Source organism: Rhodanobacter sp. MP7CTX1 (assembly GCF_014205795.1).
Classification (GTDB): Bacteria; Pseudomonadota; Gammaproteobacteria; order Xanthomonadales; family Rhodanobacteraceae; genus Rhodanobacter.
In genome coordinates, this window is the sequence record NZ_JACHCN010000041.1 from 1 (window position 1) to 1,196 (window position 1,196).

Annotated in this window: 1 protein-coding gene; it reads right to left on the reverse strand. The window is 61.7% G+C overall.

The window, feature by feature from the left end; translation table 11 throughout:
* Window positions 1-11: 11 nt before the first annotated feature.
* The gene (locus tag HDE77_RS20235; RefSeq protein WP_184419724.1) at window positions 12-974 is read right to left on the reverse strand and encodes an IS110 family transposase; all 963 of its coding nucleotides are present in this window, start codon (window positions 972-974) and stop codon (window positions 12-14) included.
* Window positions 975-1,196: the final 222 nt, after the last annotated feature.

A 1,196-nucleotide genomic window follows, 5' to 3' on the forward strand; every position in this document is an offset into this window, starting at 1 on the left:
TGTGGGAGATTCTATGTTTGCATGCAAGTGGTTTGGGGTAATTTGGGTTGATACTGCGAATCGGTCTTGAGCAGTGCGAAGGCGATACGGGCGAGCTTGCGAGCTAGGGCCACGAGCGCCTGAGTCGGGGTTAAGCCGCGCGCGATGGCGCGCTCGTAGAAGCCTTGCCAGATGATGGACCGGCGAGCGCTCATGGCGGCCAGGTACAGGAGGCGGCGCAGCTCCGGATCGCCGCGCTTGGTGAGCTTGCGACGACCGCGAAAGGTGCCCGAGTCGCGCACTCTGACGTCCATCCCCATGAAGGCGATGAAGGCATCCGCGCCGACGAAGGCACCGCGGTGATAGATCATCGTCAAGGCCGCGCTGGTCACCGGACCAATGCCTTCGATGGCCTGACAGCGCTTGGCCTGTGCCTGCCATTGGAGGTCGATCAGGGCCTGCCCGATGCGTTTCTTGATCAACGCGTCCATCCGCGCCATGTGGCGCAGTAGAGCCCGCGTGGCGGTTTTGAGTTCCGGCAGGCAGGCCAGGCTCTGCCGCAGCGTCGTCTTGGCCTGGGTCAATACGGCTCGCCGCCGCAACAGGCGTTGAAGGAGGGCATAACCCTTGGGCGGCGGACTCCAGGGACGCAAGTCCTGACGCTCGTTTTTGAGGTAACGCCGCAACAAACGCGCGTCGGTGACATCGGTCTTAGCGCGCCCGCCGATGCTTTCGCGGTACTGCTTGAGACGGTAGCCATCGACGACGTAGACCGTATGGCCCAAGGCATGGGCCTGTTCGATCAACGAGAGATGAAACAGATTCGTGGCCTCGACCGCCAAGCACGCTGGGCTCGTCAGTGTTTTGAGCCACGCCCGGATCACCTTCGGTTCATTGGCCAGGGTCATGACGTCCTGCGCTTCGGACGTGGCGATGGCCAACGTGGCCTTAGCGACGTCGACACCGACCAACAGATGAATCACTTGCATTGCCATGGCACATCCTCCGGCCTATCGTGATGAGTGCTTGCCGGGAGCTCACCGGAATGCTGGCTTGCCTCAAATCGTCGGTCAGTGCCGATAGATTCCTTATAGGCATGTGCGGTGAGGGGCGGGACGATATCTCCCACGGTCTGTGCCTACGGCCAGATGCGGCTAAGGTCCCTCCACCCCGGCAAGCCCTTTCTGACTCGCCGCCGTCAAACATACAAGCGACTT